The following is a 22,084-nucleotide window of genomic DNA, read 5'->3' as shown; positions in this document are numbered from 1 at the left end:
GCCGCCCATTCCATCCGTCACATCAGATGCCCTGGCTGTTGGTCTCGCGCATCATGCGCACGCCATTGATGGCGAACTGCCCGTCGCGCTGACGCTTCAGCTCATAATAGACCGCCCAGTCCTTGCCATCAGGTGCCGAAATCAACACCTCCTGATAGGCAACCGTGCCATCAGGAGAAACCTGATTGCGCCCGAAGGCATAATTGCCCGGCCGGTAGACCGGCGCGTAGCTCTTTTTCACCATCTCGAAGAAGCGTTCGGCATTGGGAAAAACCGACTTGATCTCCGGAGAGGCAAAGGAATAGGCGGTCGTCGCGTCATTGTTGAGGAAGGCCGTGATCTGCTGCTCGATCACATCCTTGGCAAGGCCGGCAGCCTCTGTTTTCGTATCCTGCTGGGCAAACACCGGGGCAGCGAGGAGCCCGGCCGTGAGAAAGAGGGCAATTCCAATCCGCATGCGCATCATCATCCCCTTGTTTCAGGAAGTCCGAAATAAAAGGATAGGACGATTCGCCCCCTTGGAAAGGTCCTGTGACGGTTTGATGTCGCTCATCGCGATATCGTGAGCGCATGCGCCTCCTTGGACACCAGCCGGTCTGGACAAGACTCGATCAAAAACGCTTTAAAGCAGAGCTGATATCCGCGGCTGCAACGTTGCCGTGAATCGTGCTGATGCGATGGCCTGATGAGGAGTGCTGCCATGATCGATGACCTGCTCAACCAGATGACACTTGAGGAGCAGGTCGCTCTGCTGGCCGGCGCCGATTTCTGGACGACGGTCGCGGTCGAGCGTCTCAGCATCCCCAAGATCAAGGTGACCGACGGTCCGAACGGCGCCCGCGGTGGTGGCTCGCTCGTCGGCGGCGTGAAATCGGCATGTTTCCCCGCCGCGATCGGTATCGGCGCGAGCTGGAACCCCGAACTGGTGCGCCAGATGGGCGTGGCTCTTGCCGAGGAAACCAAGACGAAGAGCGCCCGCGTTCTGCTCGCCCCCACCGTCAACATTCACCGCTCCGGCCTCAACGGCCGCAATTTCGAATGTTACTCCGAAGACCCGATGCTGACCTCGGCACTCGCCGTCGCCTATATCGAGGGCGTCCAGTCGCAAGGCATCGCCGCCACGATCAAGCATTTCGTCGGCAACGAGTCTGAAATAGAGCGCCAGACGATGTCGTCGGATATCGACGAACGCACGCTCCGCGAAATCTACCTGCCACCGTTCGAGGCGGCGGTGAAACAGGCCGGCGTCTGGGCGATCATGTCCTCCTACAATCGCCTGAACGGTGTCTGGACCAGCGAAAACCACTGGCTCTTGACCGAACTGCTCCGCGAGGAATGGGGCTATGACGGCATCGTCATGTCCGACTGGTTCGGCTCGCATACCACGGAAGGCTCGGTGACAGGTGGCCTCGATCTCGAAATGCCAGGTCCCACTCGCGACCGTGGAGACAAGCTCGTCGCAGCCGTCCGCGAGGGCAGGGTGCCCGCAGAAACCGTCAAGGCCGCTGCCCGTCGCATGCTGCTCCTCCTCGAACGCGTCGGCGCCTTCGCGGATGCGACGATGGAGGAAGAGAAGGCCGTCGATCGCCCAGAGCATCGCGCGCTGATCCGCAAGCTCGGCGCAGACGGCATGGTGCTTCTGAAGAACGATGGCATCCTGCCGCTGGACAAGACAGCCCTCGACCGCATCGCCGTCCTCGGCCCTAACGCGGCTGAACCCCGCGTCATGGGCGGCGGCAGCGCCCAGATCAACGCCCATTACAAGGTAAGCCCGCTCGAGGGCATCAAGAGCGCACTGTCAGGCACCAACCGCGTCATCCATCTTAAGGCCTGCCGCAACAACCGACTGACCCAGATGATCCGGCGCGATGTCTCGGTCGACTTCTTCCACGGCCGCGACTGGTCCGGACCGTCAGTGCATCGCTCCACCGCCGAAGAAAGCCAGTTCTTCTGGCTCGACATGCCGGACGCCACGCTCAATCCGCGGGATTTCTCCGCCCGTATCATCACCCGATTCCGCCCGGATGAAAGCGGCGCGCATGTCCTCGGCCTGACCAATGCCGGCTTCGCGAAACTCTATGTCGATGGCGAACTCCTGGTCGATGGCGAAACCGGCTGGGCACGCGGCGACAATTTCTTCGGCCTGGGCAATACCGAGGTTCGTGTCGAGAAATCGCTGGAAGCCGGCCGAACTTACGAGATCCGTGTCGACTACCGCGCCATGCCGGAAGGCTACGAAGGCATAGAAATCCGCGCCGTCCGCTTCGGTGCCGAACTGCCGACCAGCGATGCCGCCATCGCAGAAGCCGTGGAACAGGCCAAGGCCTGCGACGTCGCCGTCCTCGTCGTCGGGCGGGAAGGGGAGTGGGACACCGAAGGCCTCGACTTGCCCAACATGCGCCTGCCCGGGCGCCAAGAGGAGCTGATCGAGAAAGTCGCTGCGGTCAATCCGCGCACAGTCGTGGTCCTCCAGACGGGTGGCCCGGTCGAGATGCCCTGGCTGGACAAGGTCTCCGCCGTGGTTCAGGCCTGGTATCCGGGCCAGGAAGCTGGCAATGCGATCGCCGATGTGCTCTTCGGGGATGCCGAACCCGGCGGCCGCCTGCCGCAGACTTTCCCCAAGCATCTCTCCGACAACTCCGCCATGACCGGCGACCCAAAGACCTATCCGGGTGAGAACGGCCACGTGGTCTACACGGAGGGCCTTGCCGTCGGCTACCGCCACCACGATGCGGATGGCGCAAAGCCGCTCTTCCCCTTCGGCTACGGCCTGTCCTACACGCGCTTCGATTGGTCTGAACCCCGCGCCTCAGGCACAGACATTGGCCCGGATGGCGTCACCTTCGAGGTTGAGGTCAGGAACATTGGCGACCGGGCAGGGGCAGAGCTTGTCCAGCTCTATGTAGCCCCCAAGGTCTCCCGCCTGCCGCGCCCGGTCAAGGAACTGAAATCCTTTGCCAAACTGGCGATCCCAGCCGGCGGCAGGGCGACCGCCAGGCTCTCGATCAGCATCCGCGACCTCGCTTACTTCGACCCGGACGCCCGCGCCTGGATTGCCGAGGCCGGCGACTATGAACTGATCATTGCCGCGAACGCAGAAGACATCCGCGCGACGCTGCCGCTCAGGCTTTCGACCGAATGGCGGGAAGGGGTCTCCGCCCCGCCTTTGCCAGCCGTGGTCGATTGAGTGGCCAAGGCGGAGGTCGGCCCAGACCTCCGCCCGCCAGTGCGCTTGCCCATACCGCAGAATCCGTTAGAAGGTCCTGATGTCTTCGAAACCGCAGCGGATACCTTGAGTATGCGCCTCTTCCTCGGATCCGACTTCCACGTCGATTACCGGCAGAATCTCGATTGGCTGCGCGCGCTCTCGCGTGCCGATTTCACCGATGACGTCCTGATCATCGCTGGCGATCTCTCCGATGAGCTCGATCTCGTGAAAGCCTGTTTCGACGAACTGGCGCCGCGTTACGCCAAGCTCCTCTTCCTCCCCGGCAATCACGATCTCTGGACGGCACGAAGCGGGAAGGGACCCTCCTTCGAGAAATTCGAGACACTGAACACGCTCTGCCACAGCTACGGCATCGAGACCGGACCGCTTGCCATCGGCAAGTCACTGATCGTTCCCTTGCTCGCCTGGTATGATTATTCCTTCGGCGAACCCGGTCCGACGATCCGGCGCGGCTGGATGGATTTCTACAAATGCAATTGGGAAGGTCTCACGCCGGCCGACGTCGCGGCGCGCTTCGACGCCATGAATGTGATTCCGGACACATCAGGCTATGACGCCGTCTACAGCGTCTCGCATTTCGTGCCGCGCATCGACCTTATGCCGGCGCGCTATCCGGAAAAACACAAGGCACTGTTTCCCGTCCTTGGCACCGACCGGCTGGAAGCCCAGATCCGGCGCCTGGGATCCTCGAAGCATTTCTACGGACACAGCCATCTGAACCGCAACAAGGTGATCGACGGCGTCACCTACATCAACAACGCTTTCGGCTATCCCTCGGAGACGGAGATCTCCGCCAAGACCATTCTGCATGTTGCGGACCTCTAGGGGCCGCAGGGAAGGCTCAACGCGCTCCCACCAGACCACACACAATGTCAAAGCTGGTTAGAGGCGCGTGCTCACTAGCCAGTTAGAAACGCGACACTCGCGCTGCCGATTAGCCCCCGATCCGACCGGCTGGGCCGGTTAGCAAGGGCGGAGCGGGGGCGGGTTAGGAGCCGCACCCGTTGGCTTTAGCTTCCTCAGTAGCAAATCCTCCGCCGACGGTTGATACTCATATCCTGGAACGTGAAAGGGTAGGGAGAGTCACAGCTCGCGATGCTGCCAGAAATCAAATTGCAGGCCGATGTCGATCTCGCCGCGATGTCACCACTGATCCGCGGAATGTTGCTCTCAGTTGCCTATGCCGAGGAAGAGGGCGGCATCGGATTGACGGCGACCGGGGCTATGAACCGCAAGTTTGTGCATTGGGCAGCAGTGAACTTCACCTGGCCAGGCTTCACAGCCGAAGACCTTTACAGCATGAACAAGGTCCTGAATGAAAACGACGTACCGCCGCTCTGGGTGGTGCGCGATATGAGCCTTCACATGAAGTTTCTTCGTCGCAGAAAAGGGCTTTTGCTGGCAACCAAACGCGGCCGAGAGTTTCTTGAGAAGCCGCAGGGCTACTTCGATCTGATCGCCACGGATTATCTCTATTCCTATATCCACGACACCGAACGTGAACAGGCCGTTCACGCAAGGTTACGTTGGTGGCGCATGTTTCTGAACCTTCTCAACATCAAGACCAGAGAAGGGTGTACCCCAATGGAGGTTGTCAAAATCCTCCGTCCAGACCTGGCACCTTTGACGGAAAGCGAAATGACCATTGAAGCCTGGAACCTGAAATACGATCTTCAATATGGTGTCTTCCGGCGTTTGTGCTGGCTCGGTCTGCTCTATGAGGCGAGGGAAGGGCTCGCCATTTTTGAGGACGGCTCCTTCCACAAAGCGCCGCTTTGGTCCGCTTGTCTGCAGCTGGAATCGGACATGCAAAGTGATATCGGCGTGCATTGACGATTCTCATTCCGCAGCAGGCGCCTTCATCAACGCCTTCTCCCGTCTGGCAATCACCTTCGGATCGTTCATGAAATCCGTCCGAGGGCCGGATTTGCGGCCGCGCTTCTGATAACCGTTTCCAATGCTACCGTCCCGAATGCCAAACATATGATCTTTCTGACCCGTCCGGGATGGGCCGCTCTTGCTGCGCTCAAGTTCGCGCCCGACCTGCATCTCAGCAACGATCGACAACATGTCGTCCAGCCGTTTGTTGTCGACGACCTCCGCGCGATGCACCGACCGTAATGTGTCGAAGGTTCTGTAGGGCAGCGCAAAGCTCTGATGCATGATCTCAAGCCGTCCATCCGGATAATCACAAACGATGACCTTTTGCCCGGCCAGGGGTCGCGAGATCTCGGTTGGATCGAGAATGAACAGCACCTTGTCGTAGCGTAGCGTCAGAGACTGCGACAGTGTTCGGACTTCCTTTCGACACATGGCGCCGTCGAGGTTCTCATGATCAGCGAGAGGCCGGTGCATGTCTTTCGGATTGCGCGGCAGCTTGCCAAAACGCTTATTAAAATCGTCAATAAATTCATGTGCATAGGCATTAGCTGCTTCGATCGTGCTGATGCCCCTAAGTCGCATCTCCTTCACCAAGCGATCCTGCAGCGTCTGATTGGCCCGCTCGACCCGGCCTTTGGCCTGAGGCGTGTTGGCGCAGATGATGTCGATGTTCAGCTCATAAAGCGCCCGACCGAATTGTGTCAGACCGGTCGTCCTGTCCGTCTTCGAAGCATTCGTCGACCGGAAAACACCATGCTTGTCGCTGTAGAAAGCAAGCGGCTTACCCCATTGCTGCAGATAGGCTTTCGTTGCATGCAGGTAGTCAAACGTGTTCTCTGACCCAGCAAAACGTAGGTGCAGCAGCTTACCGGTGGCGTCATCGATGTAGACGAGGAGGGCGCATTTGGGGCCGCGGTTCTCAAACCACCAATGATGCGACCCATCGATCTGCACCAGCTCACCAAAGCAATCGCGCCGACCACGAGGCTGGAAAACACGCTTCTTGCGTTCACGACGCGAGATCCAGATACCAGCCTCGGTCATCCATTGCCGCAACGTCTCCTTGGCAACAGAAATCCGATGCAGCTCGATCAGCTTCTCGCGCGCCAGCGTCGGACCAAAATCCAGATAGCGTTCGCGGATCAGATCCAGTGCCGCATTGCGAAACTCCTCGCTGTGGCGCCGGTTACTTGGTCGAGATCGCTTCTTTGACACCAGACCGGCTGCACCATCAAGGTCATAGGCCTGCAGCAGCCGATGGACCTGACTTCGACTAAGATCGAGCTGCTCAGCTGCCTGTACGACGCTAAGGCGGTCGTCACGGATCTTCTGAATGACTTCGAGGCGATGCAATTCTATCTGCGACATGGTGATCAAAAAGGACATGACGACTCCAACCGCTCATGGTCTCGACCAAGCTCGAAGTCACCATCCTTGCTCCCGACGTTGATATTGACCAGTGCATTGAGGGGCGAGGCTGTCGCATCTCTAACTGGCCCAACTGTCGCATTACTAAATAGCCGCTACACACAAAGATCGCATAAGATAGATTATGGAACTATAACGCATGCCCAAAGATATGAAAAAGCGGCGTTCCTGGCGATTCATATGCTCGGCACGACCACCGAAGCCTCTTGCATTCGGCGATGCACCGGACAACCATCGACCTGTTTTGAGCACGAGATCGTCCTTCAACATTTCAGATGGGAGCCACACATTGCAAGCCCTCAACCTGCGCCGCCTTCGCGCATCCGATGCCTTTGCCTTCAGAGAAATCCGGTCCGAAGGTCTCCGTCTTCATCCCGATGCTTTTGGCGCATCCTTCGCCGAGGAACAGTCCCAGCCTCTCGAACGCGTCGCAGACAGGCTTGAGAACGGACATGTCATGGCAGCTGTCGCGGATGATGCCATTGCCGGCGTCGTTGGTCTCGCCTGCTCCCGGGCCGAAAAGACCAGGCATATCGGCCTGATCTGTGGTCTCTACGTCCGTCCATCCTGGCGCCGCTCTGGCGTTGCAAAACGTCTGCTCGAAACCGTGATCTCAGACGCAATGCTAGTACACCCGCAGCCTTGGATGTCCGATCTGCGGTCGCTCCGCATCTGTGTCGAGGCCAAAAACAGAGCGGCAATCGACCTTTACGAAGCCCTCGGCTTCACTGCATGGGCCGTTGAAAAACAGGCTCTCTTGGTCGGTGACCACTTCCACGACGAGATCCACATGCGTCTGGATTTCGCGCCGCAGATCAGATGACAAGCGCCCTACTCTGCCGCAAGCATGATATGAACTAAATCAAATATCTACTTCAAATTCCATAATAAATTGGTCATATCCTGGCTCGACATGCGGCGGCGTCTCGCCCATCACGGTCTCATAGTCGAGCGGCGTATGCATATGTGTCAGCACCGCATGAACAGGCGCGATCCGCTCGATCCATCCGAGCGCCTGTTCCAGCGACAGGTGGCTCGGATGCGGCCGATACTGAAGCGCGTCGATGTAAAGCAGATCGAGCCCAGAGAGCTTGGCAACCGTCTCCTCGGGAAAGTCAGAGACATCACAGCAATAGGCAACATTGCCGATCCGAAGACCAATTGAGACGATGTCACCATGCTCCTGCATGAGCGGCATCATCGTGATCGCACCGCCAGCTCCTTCGACGACGATCGGCTGATCCATGTCCTCGATGACATGAGGTGCCACGATCGGCGGATAGCTGCTGCCGGCAGGCGTCTTCAGGCAATAGCCGAAACCTTCTTCGATCCGGGCCATCGTATACGGTTCCGCATAGATCGGGATCCGGTTCTTCTGGGTGATGAAATAGCCTCTGATATCATCGATCCCATGCAGATGGTCGGCATGCGCATGGCTGTAGACGACGGCATCGAGACGCTCGACCCGTGAACGGATCATCTGCTCACGGAAGTCAGGGCCGGTATCTACGACGACGGTTGTCTTGCCGCCGTTGGGCCCGATCTGTTCGATCAGGAAGGATGCGCGGGTCCGCCGGTTGCGCGGATTGTTGGGGTCGCAATTGCCCCAGTCGCCATTGATCCGGGGCACGCCCGGTGACGACGAACAACCCAAGAGCGTGAACCGGCGCGTGACCTTCATCCAAACTCCCTCACGCCAGCCTTGGCATTTTCGAGAAACAGCGGAAGGCATTTTCCGTGGTGATCTCGGCCATCTCCGAGTAGCTCACGCCCTTCACCTCGGCCAGAACCTCCGCCGTGTTCACCACATAGGACGGCTCGTTGCGTTTTCCACGCCAGCGCTTCGGCGCCAGATACGGCGCGTCGGTCTCGACCAGCAGCCGGTCCATCGGCACGCTCCTGGCGATCTCGCGCAGCTCTTCCGATTTTGGGAAGGTGACGATCCCCGAGAAGGACACGTAGCCGCCGAGTGCCACGCCGGTATCGGCAAGCGCCTGGCCGGACGAGAAGCAATGCAGGATGAAGGGGAAGGCGCCCTTCCCCATCTCTTCCGTCAGGATCGCAGCCATATCCTCGTCGGCACTGCGACTATGGATGACAAGCGGAAGCTTGGTGCGCCGCGCTGCCTCGATATGGCGGATCAACCCGGTCTTCTGGTCCTCGGGCGTCTGCGTGTCGTAGAAATAGTCGAGCCCGGCCTCGCCAATCGCCACAATCTTCTCGTGGCTTTCCGCAAGTTCCACCAGTTCGTCCGCCGTTACATCCAGCTCATCGCCGGCATTGTTCGGATGCGTACCAACAGAGCAGAACACACTCGGATAACGCTCTGTCAGCGCCAGAAGCGTCGGAAGCTTCCGGACGCGCGTCGAGATCGTCACCATCTGTTTCACGCCCGCCTGATGCGCCCGCGTGACGAGCTCGTCACGCTCGCTGTCGAAGTCGGCGAAGTCGAGATGGCAATGGGTATCGATCAGCATCGGGTCACGCCTTACCCGCGTCCGGGGCGACATAACGCGGATAAACCGGTGAAGGCGCCGGCAGTTCCGTGCCCGGCGTCAGACGGCCGGCTGCACCGAGCTTGGCGAACACGCGGTCGTCTTCCCCAACAGCCACAAGATCGAGGATCTTTGCCGAAGAGGCCGGCATGATCGGCTGGAAGAGGATCGCGATCTGGCGCACGACTTCCGCCGTGACATAGAGCACCGTGCCCATGCGCGCCTCGTCGGTCTTTTTCAGCACCCACGGCGCCTGCGCCGCGAAATAGCGGTCGGCTTCGTTGACGATGTTGATAACAGCTGCAACTGCCTTGTGGATCTGCTGGCGGCCCATTTCCTCGCGGCAAATCGCGATGGCGTCATCAGCCACCTTGAGGATCGCCTCGTCTTCAGCCGTGAGCGGTCCGGGTGTCGGCACCCTGCCCTCGCAGTTCTTGTTGATCATCGACAGCGAGCGCGAGGCGAGGTTGCCGATGCCGTTCGCCAGATCGGCATTGATGCGGGTCGCGATCCCCTCTTCCGAATAGCTGCCATCCTGGCCAAAGGACACTTCGCGCAGGAAGAAGTAGCGCACCTGGTCGAGGCCGAAATGTGCCACGAGATCAACGGGATCGACGACGTTGCCGACCGACTTCGACATCTTCTCGCCCTTGTTGAGCAGGAAGCCGTGGGCGTAGACGCGCTTCGGCAAAGGCAGACCCGCCGACATCAGGAAGGCCGGCCAGTAGACGGCGTGGAAGCGGATGATGTCCTTGCCGATGATATGCACGTCGGCCGGCCAGTACTTGGCGCGCGGACCCTTCTCGTCTTCGACATAACCCGTCGCGGTGATGTAATTGGTCAGCGCATCGACCCAGACATACATCACATGCTTGTCGTCGCCGGGCACCTTGATGCCCCAGTCGAAGGTCGTGCGCGAGATCGACAGGTCCTTCAGACCCGACTTGACGAAGGAGATCACCTCGTTGCGGCGCTCGTTCGGGCCGATGAAGTCGGGCTGCTCCTCGTAAAGCTTAAGCAGCTTGTCTTCATAGGCCGATAGCTTGAAGAAGTAGCTTTCCTCTTCCACCCATTCGACCGGCGCCCCCTGAGGACCGTAACGCACGCCATCGGCGCGCAGTTCGGTTTCCTCTTCCTGGAAGTAAGCCTCGTCACGAACCGAATACCAGCCGGCATAACCGCCCTTGTAAATGTCGCCGTTCTTCTCCATCCGGCGCCAGACTTCCTGCACCGTCTCGTGATGGCGCTTCTCGGTCGTGCGGATGAAGTCGTCATTGGACGAGTTCAAGAGCTGGCCCATCTCGCGGAAGGCATTGGAGTTGCGCTCGGCCAGCGCCTCCGGCGTAATGCCTTCTGCACGCGCCGTCTGCTGCATCTTCTGCCCATGCTCGTCCGTACCCGTCAGGAAAAACACATCCCGCCCGTCGAGCCGCTGGAACCGCGCCATGGCGTCGGTCGCGATCAGCTCATAGGCATGGCCGATATGCGGCTTGCCGTTCGGATAGGAGATGGCAGTGGTGATGTAGAAGGGATCGCTCATGTCTACCTGGTGTCTTTTCGTCGGTTGCGATGTCACGGGCCGGACAATGGCGGCGCAAAGGGCCAGCCATGTTGCGGCGACGACAAATGGGGTCGAACGCTCTTAAAGCATTCCTCGGCCTTTAGGAACATCCGTTTTGCTGCAGCGCCACGAAGAAGCGCGCTCTGCCAGCAATACGAGACTTGCCACCACCGCTGATCGTGATAGATCGGAATTCCGGCCAACTCGAAGGAAACCGATATGCCGGATCTCTCTACACTGATGCTTTTTGCCGCCGCCAGCGTTGTTCTCACCGCGACGCCGGGACCTGACATGTTGCTGATTGCCTCGCGCAGCATCAGCCAAGGCCGTGCAGCGGGCTTTCTCACCTATATCGGCATCGCACTCGGCACATACTGCCATGCGCTTGCTGCAGCGCTGGGTCTGTCACAGCTCTTTCTTGCCGTACCGACCGCCTACGAGGTGGTCCGCTGGGCAGGCTGCGCCTATCTGCTCTACCTTGCCTGGAAGACGCTGCGGTCTGAAGTAATGCAATTTGCCCCGAATACCGGCCTCAAGCGCTATTCAATGCCACGAATTCTGGGCGAAGGCCTGGCGACGAACCTGCTCAATCCGAAGATGGCGCTGTTTGTCCTCGCCCTCTTCCCGCAGTTCCTCGATCCGGCACAGGGCTCCTTGACCCTGCAGATCCTGATTCTGGCGACGGTGCTGAACGTCATCGGCTTTCTGGTGAACGGCGCGGTCATCCTGCTGAGTGGCTATATCCGCAACCGGATTACAGGTCTGGGCCGCTTTAAAAAGCTCCCGCAATACCTGCTGGCGACCGTCTTTGCTGGCCTTGCTTGCCGTCTCGCCTTTGGAACAAGAAGCTAAAGGCGCAGCACTCTGCGAGGTCGACCGGAAGGAAGCGGCTTAGAAACCTATTCCTTCCGGAACGATTGTGATCAGCGCACGATCGCCGCCAGCACATCGAGGATGGTCTGCTTGCGATCGAGGTTGTAGGCCGCCGCCACGCCGAGCTGCTGGTTGATGACGGAGGAGAGGCGCGCGTAATGCTCGGCCCCGCCGAGATCGCCTGTCATCGCAAGCGTCCGCGCCGTCTCCGCCAGGTGATCACCCAGATGTTCAGTAAAGAAGCCGAAAGCGACTTCGCTGTCCTTGCCCGACAGCGCATCGGCGATCTTAAACATCATCTTGCGCTGGGCCGGACCCGAAGTGGCCAGCATCTGCTCGAAGGCTTCAAGGATGTCGGCGCCACCATAATTCACCAGCTTCAGAGCCCGCGCGACACTGCCCTTGGCAAGTGTCAGCACAGCATCGCGCTTGCCGGCGGGAATCGTGAGGCCCAGCTGTCCCAGCGCCTGATCCATCGCCGGCGGTGACAATTCGTGCAGCTTCAGCGGCAGGCAGCGCGACCGGATGGTCGGCAAGAGCTTGCCCGGCGCGTGAGAAAGCACCAGGAACATCGCCCGCTTCGGCGGCTCCTCGAGGATCTTCAGGATGGCGTTGGCCGCATTGCGGTTCAGATCGTCGGCCGGATCGATGATCACGATGCGCCAGTTGCCCGTGCCCGATGTCTGGCTGAAGAAGTGCCCAGCCTTGCGAACTTCGTCGACCGTGATCGCCGTCCTGACACGTCCGGTCTTTTCATCCACCGGCCGCGACAGATGCAGCAGATTGTGGCTGGCACCAGAGGCAAGCTGCCGGGTCACGGGATGTTCGGGATCCGGATCGGCAATAGCCTCGGGTGCTGTCGCCGGATCCGGATTTCGCAGGATATGGTTGGCGAAGCGGAAGGCCAGGGTCGCCTTGCCGATCCCCTCTGGCCCCTCGATCAGCACGGCATGGTGGCCCTTGCCGGAGCGATAGCTGCGCGCCAGAAATTCTTCTGCCACCTCGTGGCCGAACAGCCTGATATTGCTGACCGGCGCGATCGCCCCGTCGAGCAGCCCTGCTCTTTCCTCGCTCATGACCGTGCCGCCTGCCCGTCGCGCCCAGCGCCAGCCTGTCTCGCAATCACCAGCGCCACCTCGGAGAGGATGTCCCGCGCGATATGGTCGACGTCGAAAGAGGCGTCGAGCACCCGGCAGCGCTCAGGCTCACGGGCGGCAATGTCGAGAAAACCCTGGCGGCGCTTCTCGTGGATCTCGAGCTTTTCCTTCTCGAACCGGTCAGGCGTGACTGCCTCGGTCGAAGCCCCGGCCCTGCGTCGCGCCCTTTGCAGGCCGACATCGGCCGGCAGATCGAGCACAAGCGTCACATCCGGCATGGTCGCCCCGATCGAGACGCGCTCGAGTGCCGCCATCAACGGCGGCTCGAGATTGCCGGTCACACCCTGATAGACGCGGGAGGAATCAACGAAGCGGTCGCACAGCACGATCTCGCCGCGCGACAGGGCCGGTCGGATCACGCAGTCGAGATGATCGGCCCGAGCGGCGGCAAACAGCAGCGCTTCCATGCGCACGCCGAACGGCTCGGCCGCACCGGAGAGCAGCACATGGCGCAACGCCTCTGCCCCCGGAGATCCACCCGGCTCACGCGTCGTCACCACGGTGTGGCCGCGCGCGCGCAAGGCTTCCGCGAGCAGGCGGATCTGGGTCGATTTCCCGGCCCCCTCGCCTCCCTCGAAAGTCACGAACAATCCGCGCGCCGTCGTCAATGCTTGCCTTCTTCCCGCCAGCGGCGTTCCAGATTGCGCCCTTGCGGGCTTGCCTACGGCTCTAACCCAAGATGACCTCAAGCGAAACCGTGAAGCACCCGGGCGCTGCAGATTTTCGTCAGATCCAGAAGAACAGGAACTCGATCAGTGCATCCCAGGCCCGCTGACGCAGCGTCCCCACCTCGACGGCCTGTGCGCTCTTCAGCGGCACGCTGACCAGCGGACGGTCGCCCGACAGGATATTGAGCGTTGCGATCTCACGGTCCGCCGCGACCGGCGGATTGAGCGGCCAGCGATAGACGATGCGCGCTTGCAGCCGCTCGGGATTGTTGACGGGCACATAGACCTCGACCGGCGCGGCCGCCACCAGCGGCACCGTCGACTGCGCCCCGCCATAGACGCTCGCCTCGCCGATCACCTCGCCGGCCTTGAACAGCGTGCGCATCTCGAAACTGTCGAAACCCCAGTTGAGCAGCCGCAGCGCCTCATCCGTCCGCTCCTTGTCGGTCGCGATCCCGCTCACCCCGAGGAACAGCCGGCGCCCGCCCCGTTCCATCGAGGCGACCATGGCAAAACCGCTGCCCTCGGCAAAGCCGGTCCCCAGCCCATCCGCGCCGAAGCCCAAAAGAGGATTGCGGTTGCGCTGCAGGATCTTGTTCCACTCGAATTCCGGCAGGCTGAACGTCTGGTAGAGATCCGGATAGGTCGAGGCGAGATGCCGCGACAGCTTCACCAGATCATAGAGCGTCGAGCGGTTGTCGGGATGCGGCAGGCCCGTGGCATTGCCGAAGCGGCTGTCGGCAAGCCCAAGCTCGGCAGCCCGGGCATTCATCCGCTCGACGAACTTCGCTTCGGAGCCTTCCATGCCCTCGGCGATGATCAAACAGCCGTCATTCGCCGTCTGCACGGCAATGCCCTTGACCAGATCCGCGACCGGCACCTGGCTCTTCACGGCCGCAAACATGGTGGAGGTCCGCGACGGCGCGCCGCCCGTCCGCCATGCATATTCGGAAACCGGATAGATGGTATCGGGCCGGATCTCGCCCTTCTTCAGCGCGTCGAACACCACTTCCAGCGTCATCAGCTTGGCAAGCGATGCCGGCGCAAAACTCTGCCGCTCGCCCTTGGAGAGCAGCACCGTGCCGGTCGAGGCCTCAACCAGATAGACTTGGGCAGCCTTGGTCTCGATCAGCTGTGGAGCAGAAGTGGCCGGAGCCTGCGCCTGGGCGGCAAACCCTGCAAGGGTAAGGATCGAGACGAGCAGCAGGACGGGAAAAGGACGACGCATGATCACACTTCAGCTGCGGGGCACACGGCCTCTCCTGTGCCGCCGCCGGGGCGGTCAGCGCCCCCTGGAGAGCTTGATGCCACCCTTGGCGACCGAGGAGAGAATCGAGTGCTCGGTGAGGCTGTCATTGCGCACGAGAATGGCATCGAAGGCAAGCGCGCCAGCCTGCGGCTCGGCCTCGACATAGGCCGCCGCATAACCCGAACCATCGTAACCATCAATGTGATGCGGACGCGGCATAGGCATTGGCCCGAAATCCGGAAGGGCTGCAAAGCTCTCGCCCGAAACCACGCCGCCGGCGGCAACGCCTTGGCCGCCCTGCATCAGAAGCTGCGCGTCGAGCGTCTGGCTGGCCGCCCCGCCGCTCGGGGTCGAGCCGGACAGTGCTGTCTGATAGGTTGTGGCGACAGGCGGCTGGTATTGCGGTGTGGCTGTGTCGTTCGACGCGACCATCACGCCCGATGCGATCTGGCCACCCGGATCCACGACCGGGCCGCGATCACCCTTCCGCGTATAGGACGCCATGAGATAGGGCATGTCATGCCCGTCCATGCGTGCCGGGCCGATATACTGCACCCGCACTTCACCCGTGCCGCTATGCTTCATGTCCAGCATGTCGGCGGTCTTGCGCGACAGGTCGATGATCCGGCCCTTGTGGAAAGGTCCACGGTCATTGATACGCACGATGACGGAGCTGCCGGTATTCAGATTGGTAACCCGCGCATAGCTCGGCAGTGGCAGCGTCGGATGGGCCGCGGACAGATGCTCCTTGTCATAGAGCTCGCCATTCGCCGTCATCCGGCCATGAAAGGCATCGCCATACCAGGAGGCGACACCGACCTTGTCATAGCCGGGATTTTCCTTCGGCACGAAGGTCTTGCCCTTCACCACATAGGGTTTGCCGACCATGTAGCGCCCGCCGCCCTTTGGAACCGGACCGCTCGCGACGAGACGCGGGCTTGCCTTCACGCCATAGATCGATTCGGCGAAATACTCCTTCGACCGCTTCGGCTTCTCGGCCGTCTTGGTCGTCGAACAGGAGGCGGTGAAGGCGCAGAGCAACACCAGTCCGAACCACTTCCCCGAATTGGCCATCAGGCCACGCATCGAAAACTGCATCTGTCCCACTTCAGATCAGCGGGGCATGCTGACATCGCGCCCCATCTGCGAGGCCCCCATGCCCCGCTCACTTGCGCGCAATGAAGCCTGTGCAAAAATGGCCAAAATGGGAAAAGTCACAATTTGAACGATCCAAGGCGCCACAAAGCTGCGATCATGGTTAGCGCATGGTTAATGAAGCGAGGGCCGGATCCGATTGCCGAATTGGACCTCAGCGAGGTCACGCGCTCCCCACCTGAACCCACTTTTCAAGCGACAATCACTCTTGCCAAGTTCGACGGCTTTGCGCATAACGCACCCGTCCGGAAGAGTGTCCGAGTGGTTTAAGGAACCGGTCTTGAAAACCGGCGTGCGGGAGACCGTACCGTGGGTTCGAATCCCACCTCTTCCGCCATGCCGTTTTTGTTCTACTTTTCATGGCCTACCATTAACTGATGGGCAACATCTGGACTTTCATGATGTTTGTCCGATTTCCCATATGATAAGCTTGCCTCCAAAGAAGGCTGCCATGACTGTATATTGCTTCAAGATCAATGAGGCTTTTACGCCCGACACGATTCCGATGAGCCGGTTGGCTGAATACATCACGGAACTCGCTCGTGTCTTCGGCGAGCATGAGCACGTCCATCTCTCCGAAGTTCTGGAAGGATCGGTAGAGGTATACGCAAAAATTGATTTCAGTGCTGCGAAGAAGGTGGAGGTACGGTTGGCGTCTATCAATAGCGACGCAAACGGTGATCTCCAAAAAGCACTTCGGAAGATCGATGAGCTTCTTGCTGCCGACAACGCAACGGGTTCTCTCGCCGACGGCGCCGGAAACGTTTTGATTTCCTTCATGGGGCGCGAGCGCCCAGTTCCACCGTGTTATGGTCCTTTCAAAGAGGAAGGGTTCCTGGACGGGCAGATCGTCCGTATAGGCGGCAAAGACGAAACGATTCATGTAACGTTGATGGATGGAGACCGCACGTACAGCCGCTGCACCACCAGTCGTGAACTGGCGAGAAAGATGGCCACGTTTTTCCTCGGCTCTTATGTCAGAGTACAAGGGGTCGGGACCTGGGAACGTTCTGGAACAGGTGAGTGGGAGTTAAGGGGCTTTAGGATCAATGATTTTGAACCGCTCGACGACAATCCCATTGGTGAGGTATTCGCAAAGCTAAGAGAAGTGGGCGGAAACGGATGGGTTGAGGAACTGGATCCGGTAGCATTGATTTTGAGTGAACGTGGAAATGGCGAGGTGTCTCATTGAGCGCAGTCATTGATACGAGCGTCTTGTTGTTCCTCCTGAACGACCGAACATCGCCTCCAATTGATCCCATCACAGGCGAACGCGTTACTGAATGTGGAGCTCGTGTAGCTTTTCTTCTCAAGACATTGGAACGCTCGAAGGCGACTGTTATCGTGCCAACTCCGGTCCTTGCCGAGGTGTTAGTAAGAGCGGGCACCGCCGGGCCGGAATATCTTCAGATTCTCGAAAAAGAGCGCTGTGTCGTTATTGCTGACTTCGGCAAACGCGCCGCAGTGGAGGCGGGCGCTATGTTGGCGCAGCTAATGTCGAGTGACATCAAGCCGGTGGGTGGTGACGCCCGCTCTAAGCTAAAGTTTGATGTGATGATTGCAGCCGTCGCCAAGGTACATCGAGCCGACACCGTCTATTCAGATGATCCACATCTCCGGAAGCTCGGAAAGGACTTCGGTTTCGAAACGATCGGAATTGGCGGCCTGCCGCTGCCTCCAAGCGATCCGCAAATGCCATTGCCGCTAGTTGAACCTTCAGACCGCTAAAACTTGGGCCTTCTAGCGGGCGCGCGGCCTGCCCTCCTCCCAACCTTACCAATCTTTCACTGTCCTTTCCCCGCCGAAAGTCTATCTGCATAGCCATGGAACCTGATGCCCTTGATACCGATCAAGGGCCTGGGCGCCGGCCTGGTCCAAGGTCCGGTGAAGCAGAATGATTGAGACGGAGCAGACGTGATCGAAAACCCGAACCCCAAGACCTCGTCCGAGACGGAAGAGCTGAAGGCGATGCTCGCAAGCGCCGCGCGGCCAAAGGCCCGCTGGGGCCTGCGTTTCCTTGGTCTGCTCGCGATCGTCGGCCTCGGCTACGGTGCCTATCTCTGGTCGGCGGGCGGAACCACCGTCAGCTATACCACCGCCGAGTTGAAGCCCGGAGATGTCACCGTGGTCGTCACTGCAACCGGCTCCGTGGAGCCGACAGTTCAGGTCGACGTCTCCTCGGAACAGTCTGGCACGGTCCGCGAGGTGCTTGCCGATTTCAATAGCGAGGTGAAGAAGGGCGACGTGCTGGCGCGCCTCGACACCGACAAGCTGAACGCCGACCTGAAGGCCAAGGAGGCGGCTCTCGCGTCCACCCGCGCCTCGGTCTCCAAGGCCCGCGCCGACGAACAATCCGCCAAGTCCAAGCTCGACCGCCAGACCACGCTCGTCTCCAGCCGCGTCTCCACCCAGCAGGATCTCGACACCGCCGAATACACGTACCAGGCGGCGTCCGCCGCGCGCCAGAGCGCCGAAGCCGATGTCATCTCTGCAGAAGCCGCCCTCGAACAGGCGAAACTGTCGGTGTCCAAGGCGACCATCGTCTCGCCGATCGATGGCATTGTGCTGTCGCGCGATGTCGACACCGGCGCGACGGTCGCAGCATCGCTCGAAGCCCCGACGCTCTTCACCCTGGCCGGCGATCTGCGCCAGATGGAGCTGCAGGTCTCGATCGACGAGGCCGATGTGGGTCAGGTCGCCGTCGGCCAGGCCGCCACGTTTACGGTCGACGCCTTTCCCGACCAGCGCTTCCCCGCCGAGATCACCTCGATCCGCTACGCTGCCGAAACCGTGAGCGACGTCGTGACCTACAAGGGCATTCTCTCTGTCTCCAATGACGATCTTCTGCTGCGCCAGGGTATGACCGCGACCGCCGATATCGTCGTCCAGTCGGTGAAGAACGGCCTGCTGATCCCCAATGCCGCCCTGCGCTATTCCCCGCCGGCCACCACCGCGGCGGAGACCACCGGCGGCGGCAGCGGCGTCTTCAGCCTCTTCCGCCCGCCTCGCGAAGCGCCGCAAAGTGCGCCCGAACCCGAGGGCAGCGAGCGCACCATCTGGCTGCTGCGCAACGGCGTACCTGTCGCCGTCAACATCGAGATTGGCGCCTCCGACGGCCAGAACACGGTCGTCGTCAAGGGCGACGTCAAGGAAGGCGACCAGGTCATCACCGACCAGGCCGTCCGCAACGGCTAAGGCGCGCCATGGCCTCCTCCCCGCTCCTCGAATTTCGCCAGATCTCCCGCGTCTATGGACGCGGCGAGGCAACCATCCGCGCCCTCGACCGGGTTGACCTGTCGATCGAACGCAACGAATTTGTCGCGATCATGGGCCCGTCCGGCTCCGGCAAATCGACCGCCATGAACATCCTCGGCTGCCTCGATGTGCCGACATCAGGCCAGTATTTCTTTCAAGGTATCGACACATCAGGCTTTGATCGCGCGCAGTACACCCTGCTCCGCCGCCACATGATGGGCTTCGTCTTCCAGGGCTTCAACCTGCTCGCCCGCACCTCGGCCGTCGAAAATGTCGAACTGCCGCTGGTCTATCGCGGCATGGACGGGCGTGAACGGCGGGCGCGGGCGCTGAAGGCGCTGTCGCAGGTCGGCCTCGCCGGCCGCGAAAACCATACCACCCAGGAACTGTCCGGTGGCCAGCAGCAGCGCGTGGCGATTGCCCGCGCGATCGTCACCAACCCCGCCGTTCTGCTTGCCGATGAACCGACCGGCAATCTCGACACCAAGACCAGCCGCGAGATCATGGAACTCATCACCGGCCTCAACCGCGACCACGGCATCACGGTGATCATGGTCACCCACGAAGACGATATCGCCGCCTATGCGAAGCGGACCCTGCGGTTTGTCGACGGCCATATCCAGTCCGACAGCGGGATCGAGGAGGCACGTGCCCATGTTCGGTGAAACCCTTAAACTGGCGCTGCGCGCCATCCGCCGAAACCTCTTACGCTCCTTCCTCACCGTGCTCGGCGTCGTCATCGGCGTTGCCGCCGTCATCGCCATGGTCACGATCGGCAACGGCACGACGGCCCAGGTCACGAGCGAGATCTCAAAGCTCGGCACCAACCTGCTCTTCGTTCGCCCCGGCCAGTTTGGACCGGGCCGTGCCGCAACCGACGCCAAGAAGTTCACCATCAGGGACATCGAGGCAATCCGCGAGCAGATCCCCGGCCTGCGCGCCGTGGCCGCCATCAACCAGTCCAGCCAGACCGTCATCTTCAGCGGCCAGAGCCGCCAGACCTCGATCATCGGCTCTGGAGACGATTACCTGATCGCGCAAAACTGGGAACTGGCGTCGGGCCGCACCTTCCTGGCGTCGGAAGAGCGCGGCGGTCAGGCCGTCTGCCTCGTCGGCGAAACCGTCCGCTCCAAGCTCTTCGGCTCGACGCCCGCCATTGAACAGACGATCCGCGTCGGCAATGTCGCCTGCCAGGTGATCGGCATTCTCGCCAAGAAGGGCCAGAGCGGCATGGGCAGCGACCAGGACGATGTCGTCATGATGCCGCTCAAGGTCTTCCAGCGCCGTATCGGCGGCTCGACGGATGTCTCCAGCATCATGCTGTCGGCGGAAGACGGCGTCTCGACATCAAAGGTCCAGGCCGATGTCGAGCGTCTGCTGCGCGAACGCCGCAAGATCGTTGCCGGCCGAGACGACGACTTTTCCGTCAACGACATGACCCAGATGGCAGCCACCCTGACCGGCACCACGACACTGATGACCGGCCTGCTCGGAGCAGTCGCCGCCGTCTCGCTGCTTGTCGGTGGCATCGGCATCATGAACATCATGCTGGTCTCGGTCACCGAGCGCACCCGCGAGATCGGCATCCGGCTGGCAATTGGCGCGGTCGAGCGTCAGGTGCTGATGCAGTTCCTCGTCGAAGCCGTGACGCTCTCCGTCTTCGGCGGCGTGGTCGGCATCGCGCTTGGCCTTGGCATCGCCTACACGGCAGTCTCCCTGATGTCCGTCCCCTTCGTCGCCAGCCCCTCGATCATCCTGCTCGCCTTCGCCTTTTCGGCGGCGATCGGCATGGTCTTCGGCTATTTCCCCGCCCGCCGCGCCGCCCAGATGAACCCGATCGATGCTCTCCGCCACGAGTGACGCCAAGCCGTTGCATCATCGCAGCAAGCCTCGGGCAAACTTGTTGTGGTGTAGCTCATCCTAATGGATCGGGGCCTGCCCCTGTCCGGTAGCCTTGACCATGTGAGGGAGTGAACCCATGTCCGCCTTTCCGGATCGCGACACCGTCGCTGCCAAGATCGCCTCCCTGCAGGAGCCGGATCAGGCCTTCCTGAAGCTGATCTTCGAGAACCCGGCCCAGGACGATGCCCTGCTCGAGGGTCTCTATGTCTATCTGGAGATTGCCTCGGAAGCCCGCTTTCTCAATTCGCTGAAGCTCGAGCGCGCAGGCGAATGGATCGGCGACAATGCCCCGGCCCGTCTCCAGATCCGCCTGATGGAAGCCGCCCGCTCCAGCCAGCATCCGGCCTTTGCCTCGTTCCGCACCGGCCTCAATCGCTCCGGCGGCCTGGAACGCGCCTATCCGAAAGCTGCCGTCTGACCCCCCAGTCTTACTGCGGGATCGGCATGCTGACCGAGAGGATCGGCCCCATGGGAAACAGCCGGTCCATCCGCTTGTCCTCAGCGATGAACACGCTCGAAATCGTCCCGTCGAGATAGAGCGCGTTGCCCACACCCAGACGGTCGCGGAAAAACACCGCAAAATCATAGAAGCGCACCGGCACCCGTGAGACGACCATGTGGACCTGCCCGCGGTCGTCGACACCGACGCCGTTGCGGATCTTGAAGCTGTCGCTATCGGCCAGAAACTTCGGATGCAGCTTGCCGTCGATGACCAGCATCGGCCCGGACTGCGTGCCGAAATCCGGCACTAGGCCACTGGCGACGAAGGCCTTCGTCTCCATCACGGAAGCCTTGCCGCCCTTGATCAGGAAGACCCCGTTCGGCAGCAGGTGAAAATTCCCCCATCCGCCGCCGGTCACCGCCGGTTTCAGCACCTTGCCATATTCGGCGAAGTAACCGACCGGCGAGAGATCATCGTGATACATGCCGGCATTCATCGCAAAGGTGAGCACCCGCCGCTCCGCCCAGAGCTGACGCCGAAGGCCGACAAACCCGCCATAGGCCGCACCATCCGGTCTTCCGAGATGCAGGCGTATATCCTCCCGCGTCGGATCAAAGCGACAGGCAAGATAGGTCGCGGCCCCCTCGCGCATCTGCTCGCAAGCCGCAAAGGTCAGCGAGGGCAGCAGCAGGCCGGTCAGAAGGCCGAGGAGAGAAAGGCTCTTGCGCATGCAGGGAATTCCACGGGTCCTTGAGTGAACCCGTTCTTGGCGATGATTCCGGACATTGT

21 protein-coding genes and 1 tRNA gene are annotated in these 22,084 nt (G+C 60.9%); 12 read left to right on the top strand and 10 right to left on the bottom strand.

What is annotated here, in order from left to right; genetic code table 11:
- Window positions 1-22: 22 nt before the first annotated feature.
- The gene (locus AC02Y0_RS07965) at window positions 23-469 is read right to left on the bottom strand and encodes a DUF4864 domain-containing protein (protein ID WP_102020086.1); all 447 of its coding nucleotides are present in this window, start codon (window positions 467-469) and stop codon (window positions 23-25) included.
- A gap of 231 nt (window positions 470-700) precedes the next feature.
- Between AC02Y0_RS07965 and AC02Y0_RS07960 the strand changes: the two genes are divergently transcribed.
- The 3 genes from AC02Y0_RS07960 (at window position 701) to AC02Y0_RS07950 (ending at window position 5,062) form a co-directional block, all read left to right on the top strand.
- Window positions 701-3,187, top strand: coding sequence for a glycoside hydrolase family 3 C-terminal domain-containing protein (locus AC02Y0_RS07960; protein ID WP_476383402.1), 2,487 nt, complete (start codon window positions 701-703; stop codon window positions 3,185-3,187).
- A 111-nt stretch (window positions 3,188-3,298) separates the two neighbouring features.
- Window positions 3,299-4,054 (top strand): metallophosphoesterase, encoded by a 756-nt coding sequence (locus AC02Y0_RS07955; protein WP_476383401.1) that lies wholly within the window; start codon window positions 3,299-3,301, stop codon window positions 4,052-4,054.
- A gap of 270 nt (window positions 4,055-4,324) precedes the next feature.
- Complete coding sequence (locus AC02Y0_RS07950; protein ID WP_476383400.1) at window positions 4,325-5,062, top strand: hypothetical protein; 738 nt, start codon at window positions 4,325-4,327, stop codon at window positions 5,060-5,062.
- Between the two features lie 6 nt (window positions 5,063-5,068).
- Here the strand turns inward: AC02Y0_RS07950 and AC02Y0_RS07945 are convergent, their stop codons facing one another.
- Window positions 5,069-6,496, bottom strand: coding sequence for an ISNCY family transposase (locus tag AC02Y0_RS07945; protein ID WP_476383399.1), 1,428 nt, complete (start codon window positions 6,494-6,496; stop codon window positions 5,069-5,071).
- A 331-nt stretch (window positions 6,497-6,827) separates the two neighbouring features.
- Between AC02Y0_RS07945 and AC02Y0_RS07940 the strand changes: the two genes are divergently transcribed.
- The gene (locus tag AC02Y0_RS07940; RefSeq protein WP_476383398.1) at window positions 6,828-7,361 is read left to right on the top strand and encodes an N-acetyltransferase family protein; all 534 of its coding nucleotides are present in this window, start codon (window positions 6,828-6,830) and stop codon (window positions 7,359-7,361) included.
- A 39-nt stretch (window positions 7,362-7,400) separates the two neighbouring features.
- Here AC02Y0_RS07940 and AC02Y0_RS07935 read toward each other — a convergent pair whose 3' ends face one another.
- The 3 genes from AC02Y0_RS07935 to metG are packed head-to-tail and all read right to left on the bottom strand — an operon-like array spanning window position 7,401 to window position 10,573.
- Window positions 7,401-8,219: an MBL fold metallo-hydrolase gene (locus AC02Y0_RS07935; RefSeq protein WP_476383397.1), complete on the bottom strand. Its 819-nt coding sequence runs from the start codon at window positions 8,217-8,219 to the stop codon at window positions 7,401-7,403.
- Between the two features lie 10 nt (window positions 8,220-8,229).
- Window positions 8,230-9,015, bottom strand: coding sequence for a TatD family hydrolase (locus AC02Y0_RS07930; RefSeq protein WP_476383396.1), 786 nt, complete (start codon window positions 9,013-9,015; stop codon window positions 8,230-8,232).
- Window positions 9,016-9,019: 4 nt separating this feature from the next.
- Window positions 9,020-10,573, bottom strand: a complete 1,554-nt coding sequence (metG, locus tag AC02Y0_RS07925; RefSeq protein WP_476383394.1) for a methionine--tRNA ligase — start codon at window positions 10,571-10,573, stop codon at window positions 9,020-9,022.
- 240 nt (window positions 10,574-10,813) lie between these two features.
- Between metG and AC02Y0_RS07920 the strand changes: the two genes are divergently transcribed.
- Entirely contained in the window at window positions 10,814-11,446 is a 633-nt protein-coding gene (locus AC02Y0_RS07920) for a LysE family translocator (protein WP_476383392.1), read from the top strand.
- A 71-nt stretch (window positions 11,447-11,517) separates the two neighbouring features.
- On the opposite strand, the gene AC02Y0_RS07915 is transcribed toward AC02Y0_RS07920, so the two are convergent.
- The 4 genes from AC02Y0_RS07915 to AC02Y0_RS07900 form a co-directional block, all read right to left on the bottom strand.
- A complete protein-coding gene (locus AC02Y0_RS07915; RefSeq protein WP_476383391.1) occupies window positions 11,518-12,543 on the bottom strand; it encodes a DNA polymerase III subunit delta' in 1,026 nt (341 codons plus the stop codon).
- Window positions 12,540-13,232: a dTMP kinase gene (gene tmk, locus AC02Y0_RS07910; protein ID WP_476383390.1), complete on the bottom strand. Its 693-nt coding sequence runs from the start codon at window positions 13,230-13,232 to the stop codon at window positions 12,540-12,542. The genes AC02Y0_RS07915 and tmk overlap by 4 nt, the downstream gene beginning before the upstream one ends.
- A gap of 118 nt (window positions 13,233-13,350) precedes the next feature.
- A complete protein-coding gene (locus AC02Y0_RS07905) occupies window positions 13,351-14,520 on the bottom strand; it encodes a D-alanyl-D-alanine carboxypeptidase family protein (protein ID WP_476383389.1) in 1,170 nt (389 codons plus the stop codon).
- A 54-nt stretch (window positions 14,521-14,574) separates the two neighbouring features.
- The gene (locus tag AC02Y0_RS07900; protein ID WP_476383990.1) at window positions 14,575-15,627 is read right to left on the bottom strand and encodes a septal ring lytic transglycosylase RlpA family protein; all 1,053 of its coding nucleotides are present in this window, start codon (window positions 15,625-15,627) and stop codon (window positions 14,575-14,577) included.
- A gap of 316 nt (window positions 15,628-15,943) precedes the next feature.
- Here AC02Y0_RS07900 and AC02Y0_RS07895 point away from each other — a divergent pair.
- From AC02Y0_RS07895 to AC02Y0_RS07865, 7 genes are all read left to right on the top strand, one after another.
- Window positions 15,944-16,033, top strand: a tRNA-Ser gene (locus tag AC02Y0_RS07895).
- Window positions 16,034-16,147: 114 nt separating this feature from the next.
- Window positions 16,148-16,888: a hypothetical protein gene (locus AC02Y0_RS07890; RefSeq protein ID WP_476383388.1), complete on the top strand. Its 741-nt coding sequence runs from the start codon at window positions 16,148-16,150 to the stop codon at window positions 16,886-16,888.
- On the top strand, window positions 16,885-17,424 hold the full coding sequence (locus AC02Y0_RS07885; RefSeq protein WP_476383387.1) for a type II toxin-antitoxin system VapC family toxin: 540 nt from the start codon (window positions 16,885-16,887) through the stop codon (window positions 17,422-17,424). Before AC02Y0_RS07890 ends, AC02Y0_RS07885 begins: the two co-directional genes overlap by 4 nt.
- A gap of 240 nt (window positions 17,425-17,664) precedes the next feature.
- Window positions 17,665-18,891, top strand: coding sequence for an efflux RND transporter periplasmic adaptor subunit (locus AC02Y0_RS07880; RefSeq protein ID WP_476383989.1), 1,227 nt, complete (start codon window positions 17,665-17,667; stop codon window positions 18,889-18,891).
- An 8-nt stretch (window positions 18,892-18,899) separates the two neighbouring features.
- Window positions 18,900-19,616 carry an ABC transporter ATP-binding protein gene (locus AC02Y0_RS07875; RefSeq protein ID WP_476383386.1) on the top strand — a complete coding sequence of 239 codons (717 nt, stop codon included), beginning with the start codon at window positions 18,900-18,902 and terminating at the stop codon, window positions 19,614-19,616.
- On the top strand, window positions 19,606-20,811 hold the full coding sequence (locus AC02Y0_RS07870; RefSeq protein ID WP_476383385.1) for an ABC transporter permease: 1,206 nt from the start codon (window positions 19,606-19,608) through the stop codon (window positions 20,809-20,811). Before AC02Y0_RS07875 ends, AC02Y0_RS07870 begins: the two co-directional genes overlap by 11 nt.
- A gap of 118 nt (window positions 20,812-20,929) precedes the next feature.
- A complete protein-coding gene (locus AC02Y0_RS07865) occupies window positions 20,930-21,271 on the top strand; it encodes a hypothetical protein (RefSeq protein ID WP_102020099.1) in 342 nt (113 codons plus the stop codon).
- 10 nt (window positions 21,272-21,281) lie between these two features.
- On the opposite strand, the gene AC02Y0_RS07860 is transcribed toward AC02Y0_RS07865, so the two are convergent.
- Window positions 21,282-22,025 carry a phosphodiester glycosidase family protein gene (locus AC02Y0_RS07860; RefSeq protein ID WP_476383384.1) on the bottom strand — a complete coding sequence of 248 codons (744 nt, stop codon included), beginning with the start codon at window positions 22,023-22,025 and terminating at the stop codon, window positions 21,282-21,284.
- Window positions 22,026-22,084 lie beyond the last annotated feature (59 nt).

It is taken from the genome of Allorhizobium sp. nf9_anc, from assembly GCF_056323085.1.
Note: the sequence above shows the minus strand (reverse complement) of the source record. Positions and strands in the feature narration are given on the sequence as shown.